We start from the raw sequence: 4,366 nt of genomic DNA on the forward strand, positions 1-4,366 counted from the left end.
CAGCCAGCGCGCGCACTGGATGACGCCGTCGTAGAGGTCGCCGTGCGTGATCCACAGCCGCTTGCCGTCGGCCGTCAGCCAGCGCGCGCACTGGATGACGCCGTCGTAGAGGTCGCCGTGCGTGATCCACAGCCGCTTGCCGTCGGCCGTCACGTGCATGGCCTCCTCCATCACGTCAACGCCGCCGAAGTTGTGCGCGAGGTATTTGCGCGCGAACTCGTCGTGGTTGCCGGGGATGAAGATGACGCGCGTGCCCTTGCGTGCCTTGCGCAGCAGCTTCTGCACGACGTCGTTGTGCGCCTGCGGCCAGTACCAGGAGCGGCGCAATTGCCAGCCGTCGATGATGTCGCCGACGAGGTAGAGCGTCTCGCACTCGACGTCGCGCAGGAAGTCGAGCAGGGCCTTGGCCTGGCAGCCGGGCGTGCCCAGGTGCAGGTCCGAGATCCAGACGGTTCGCACCGACAGCGTGGGCGTGTCGGCGGCAGCAGCAGTGTCTTGCGTCGTCGGCATGGCGGGCATGCTGCCCGCCACTCATGACGCGCGCGTGAACGTGTGGCTCAGCCCATACCCTTGAACGGGCCGCTGCCCAGCCAACGCTCGATCTGGGCCTGGCGGTCGTTGCCCCAGAAGGGTTCGCCGTCGACGATGAAATGAGGCGCGCCAAACACGCCAGCGGCAATGGCGGCGTCGTTCTCGGCTTTGAGGCGGTTCTTCCAGACCGGGTCGTTCCAGGCGGCCTCGGCCGCGTCGGCATCAATGCCGGAATCGGCCAGCAGCCCCTTCAATGCCTCAACATCATTGAGCAAGACACCGCGCGTGAAATAGGCGCGCAGCCCGGCGTGCGCCCAGGCGACGGCGCGAGCCGGATCCTGGTCGTGCAACCACCAGAACACGCGCGCCGCGTTCTGCGTCGCGATCGGAAAGGCATCGGGCTGACGGTAGGGCAGTCCGGCGAAATGGGCTGAGCGCTCGAAGTCGCGCAGCGTGTAGTCGCGCTTGATCGGGTGAGCCACAGGTGATCTCAGCTCTGCAGCCTGGAAGGTCACGCCGAGCAGGATGGCATGCCATTGCACGCGCCGGCCATGCCGGGCGGCGACGGCCTCGACCCACTCCGAGGCGATGTAGGAATAGGGCGAGGAGAAGTCGAAATAGAACCGCACCGGCGCGCGCAGCACGGCGATGTTGTCGGCAAGAAAGCGGTCGTCGATCATGACGCGACCTTAGCCGCGCCCAAGCGTGCACCGCAGCGGTGCTTACGCCGAGTGCAAGCGTGCTGCAAGCCGAGGTGTCGCGGCTTCGATGGGCTCGAGCAGGCGCGGCCAGAGCTTGGCACCCAGGTCACGTCGGAAGGGGCCGAAATGCTCGATCTTGCTGACGCCCAGATCGGCCGGAGCGACGGCATGGCGCTGCACGCGCGCGGCGCTGAAATGGCCGGCGAGCGCGTCGACGGCGGCGGCCGGACCGAAGAGATGGTCGTCGGTGACGCTCCACAGATGCGCCGGGCCGGTAAACCGGTGGTAGCTGCGCTCGCGCGCCAGGCTTTCGTCGCCGAACAGGAAGCCGGGCTTTCGCCCCCACGCGGCCCATTCCAGCGCCGCGGCAGCAGGCAGGTTCTCGGCGCGCGGGCCGAGCATGCGGCCGGGCGCATGGCCGAACAGCCTCACTGCGACCGGCAGCATCAGATGGAAGAACAGCCAGGCCTGCAGGCGCGCGAAGCCCGACCAATGCCCCAGGTAGGCCACCTGGGCCGCAACGCCAAGCAGCGCGTCCACCTTGTCCTCGAAGCCGGGCACGAGGCCGACCGAGTTGCCACCCAGCGAATGCCCGACCCACAGCAGGCCGAGTTCGCGGCGCTGGGCCGCAGCCTCCTCGCGCCGACGCTTGTCTGCCGCGTGCAAGGCAGCGCCCATGTCCACCCGAGCCCAATCCCGCAGGCGCACGTCCTCGCCGGGCTGCAGAGCCTGGCGCGAGGCAGCGATGCCGCGATAGTCAAAGCTCAACACGGCATAGCCGCGCCTGGCCAGCCACTCCGCGAAGTGGCGGTAATAGCTGGCCGGCACCGCCGTTGCGGCCCCGATCACGGCCACCGCGCGCACGCCAACGGCATGCGGGGGCTCAAACCACTGCGCCGCGAGCAGGCGGCCATCGCTGCAACGCAGCGGCGTCGGGCAGACACGCACCTGCAGGTCGCGGGCATGGGTGTCGTCCAGGTCCAGTGCACTTGCCGCCGGAATGGGCAGCGGCAGCGCATCGGCAGGGCTCAAGGGAAGGCTGTTCATCGGAACCTCGGGTCAGCGCGCTTGTGACGGCGGTGGAGGCAGTCTAGATTGGCAACTTTTCAAGCAGTAGAGCGTCCGCAAGCTCCAGATCGTCAACAAAATGTCGACAAAGAACCCCACCCCGCCTGGCGTCGGTCGACGCCGCCAGACCGCTGCCGAAGAGGCTTTGGACGCGAATGCGCTGGAGCTTTTCGCCCGCATTGCCCAGGCCGGCAGCTTTGCCCAGGCGGCGCGGGACCTCGGGCTGACACGCGCGGCGATCAGCCGCCGCATTGCGGCTATCGAGAACGCAGTCGGCCTGGCGTTGTTCGCCCGCAGCACGCGCAGCCTGGGCCTGACGGAGGCCGGCCGGCGCCTCCACGCCCGTGCCCGCGCCGTTCGTGATGCGGCAGAGAGCGCCCGCCTGGCCCTGCGGCACGCGCGCGACCAGCTCGACGGCACGATCCGCATCAGCGCCACCGCCGGTTTTGGCCGGCATGTGCTCGCGCCTTTGCTCGCGCGCTTCCAACTGCTGCACCCGGCGGTGCGCTACGAACTCTTCTTCACGGATCGCCGCGTGGACCTGATGCGCGAAGGGCTGGACATCGCGTTCCGCGTCACCAGCAAGCCACCCGAGCAATGGGTCGCCCAGCCGGTGCTGCCCTTTGTGGTGCGCGTCTACGGTCGCGGCCGACACCCATCTGCGCAAGAGCCCCAGGATCTCGCCAACGCGCCCCTGCTGCTGCTGGGCCAGGGAGAGGAGCCCCTCGTCACCGAGTGGCAGCACGACGATGGACGACGGCAGAGCGTGTCGCTGCAGGCGGTGGCCTGGGGCAGTGACCTGGACGGACTTGTCGCCCTGGCGCGCCACGGCGCCGGGTTGGTCATCGCACCGGATTTCTGCGTGGAGCCGCTGCGGGCGCTGCAGGATGAAGACGGCACAGTAGCGGCCGGGACGCCGAGCTTGGGCTCGTTGGCGGCAGCTGCGCTGGTGGACGTGCTGCCTGGCTGGCGCATGCTGGCCGGTATCGACACGGTGCAAGCGCTGACGCTGCCGCTTCCCAGCGGCTCGGAAACCGCACGTGCATTGGTTCGCTTTGTGCGGCAGTCGCTGGGCGGCGCTCGCTCGTGAGGGCTAAGGCGACTGAGCGGATGCCCCCGATTGCAAATGGTCTTGATGAGAGGCGAGGGCCCCGATGAGCCGGCCGCGCTACCTGTTCATGGCCTGCCCGTCGGCTAACGCAGGAGACTGCATCGAAACGGCAATTCAGGGACTCCATCTGGACCAGCGGTTGCGCACCTTGCTGGTTGCGCGCGCCAACTGGCATCAGTCACTGTCGGGTCGCTATTGGCCGGACGAGATGCCGGACGTGGAACAACTCCTGCTGCGGGCGGGTGGCTTGATCGCAGCGCACGCTGTCACCATGACGCTCAGCTGGATCGTCAGCAACGAAGGCCATTCCGCATTGAAGCCGAGAGGGATGCGGGCCGGATTCGTCGACCTGCTACGCGCCATCAGCGCCGCGCTCGCAAAGCAAGGGCTCAGCGCGTCGGCGCAGAACGCGCCGCACATCACCCTCAGCTATCGCGCCGCAATCGCCGATGCGCCCATCGCAATAGAACCCATCGATTGGACCATTGATCGCGTGCTGCTTGTCCGCAGCGAGGGTGACGGGGCGGCCTATCGCTACAGCGAAGTCGCGAGTTGGGAACTGCCTGCGGCGCCCTTGGCTCCGCAAATTGATTTGTTTTGAGCGGGCCTGAATTGGCGCTACGCATTCAATGCGGCAACAGCACCCAACGGGCATCCGAAATCTGCCCATGGCGGCAGGCGGCAGGCGGCAGGCGGCAGGCGGCAGGCGGCAGGCGGCATTATTCAGCACCGCCCGATCCGTTTGCCCGGCACTTTTGAATCCGTCTGAATATTCAGATCGCCCAAAGACAAAACCCCTCGCAGCCTGAGCTGGAGGGGTTTTGAGGGGTAAATAGCCTGACGATGACCTACTTTCACACGGGAATCCGCACTATCATCGGCGCTGGCTCGTTTCACTGTCCTGTTCGGGATGGGAAGGAGTGGGACCAAGTCGCTATGGTCGTCAGGCTTGACT

At 67.3% G+C, this 4,366-nt stretch carries 5 protein-coding genes and 1 rRNA gene; 2 read left to right on the forward strand and 4 right to left on the reverse strand.

All coding sequences use genetic code 11. The annotated features are described in order from the left end of the window. The 3 genes from AC1DW3_RS30300 to AC1DW3_RS30310 form a co-directional block, all read right to left on the reverse strand. Positions 1-519, reverse strand: a 519-nt coding sequence (locus tag AC1DW3_RS30300) for a UDP-2,3-diacylglucosamine diphosphatase (protein ID WP_477937928.1), incomplete at its 3' end; no start/stop codon positions are given. A 38-nt stretch (positions 520-557) separates the two neighbouring features. Then, positions 558-1,211, reverse strand: a complete 654-nt coding sequence (locus AC1DW3_RS30305) for a DsbA family protein (protein WP_477937930.1) — start codon at positions 1,209-1,211, stop codon at positions 558-560. Positions 1,212-1,253: 42 nt separating this feature from the next. Next, positions 1,254-2,279, reverse strand: coding sequence for an alpha/beta hydrolase family protein (locus tag AC1DW3_RS30310; protein ID WP_477937932.1), 1,026 nt, complete (start codon positions 2,277-2,279; stop codon positions 1,254-1,256). A gap of 100 nt (positions 2,280-2,379) precedes the next feature. On the opposite strand from AC1DW3_RS30310, the gene AC1DW3_RS30315 reads away from it, so the two are divergent. Both AC1DW3_RS30315 and AC1DW3_RS30320 read left to right on the forward strand, forming a co-directional pair. Continuing rightward, positions 2,380-3,390: a LysR family transcriptional regulator gene (locus AC1DW3_RS30315; RefSeq protein WP_477937934.1), complete on the forward strand. Its 1,011-nt coding sequence runs from the start codon at positions 2,380-2,382 to the stop codon at positions 3,388-3,390. Between the two features lie 64 nt (positions 3,391-3,454). Further along, complete coding sequence (locus tag AC1DW3_RS30320) at positions 3,455-4,012, forward strand: 2'-5' RNA ligase family protein (RefSeq protein WP_477937936.1); 558 nt, start codon at positions 3,455-3,457, stop codon at positions 4,010-4,012. Between the two features lie 234 nt (positions 4,013-4,246). On the opposite strand, the gene rrf is transcribed toward AC1DW3_RS30320, so the two are convergent. Further along, positions 4,247-4,359: ribosomal RNA gene (gene rrf, locus AC1DW3_RS30325) — 5S ribosomal RNA — on the reverse strand. Positions 4,360-4,366: the final 7 nt, after the last annotated feature.

The organism is Roseateles sp. P2_H4 (genome assembly GCF_056403315.1).

Bases quoted from the DNA above. Each gene is read 5' to 3' on its own strand.
- AC1DW3_RS30320 (WP_477937936.1), top strand. From the start codon at position 3,455: ATGAGCCGGCCGCGCTACCTGTTCATGGCCTGCCCGTCGGCTAACGCA.
- AC1DW3_RS30305 (WP_477937930.1), bottom strand. From the start codon at position 1,211: ATGATCGACGACCGCTTTCTTGCCGACAACATCGCCGTGCTGCGCGCG.
- AC1DW3_RS30315 (WP_477937934.1), top strand. From the start codon at position 2,380: ATGTCGACAAAGAACCCCACCCCGCCTGGCGTCGGTCGACGCCGCCAG.
- AC1DW3_RS30310 (WP_477937932.1), bottom strand. From the start codon at position 2,279: ATGAACAGCCTTCCCTTGAGCCCTGCCGATGCGCTGCCGCTGCCCATT.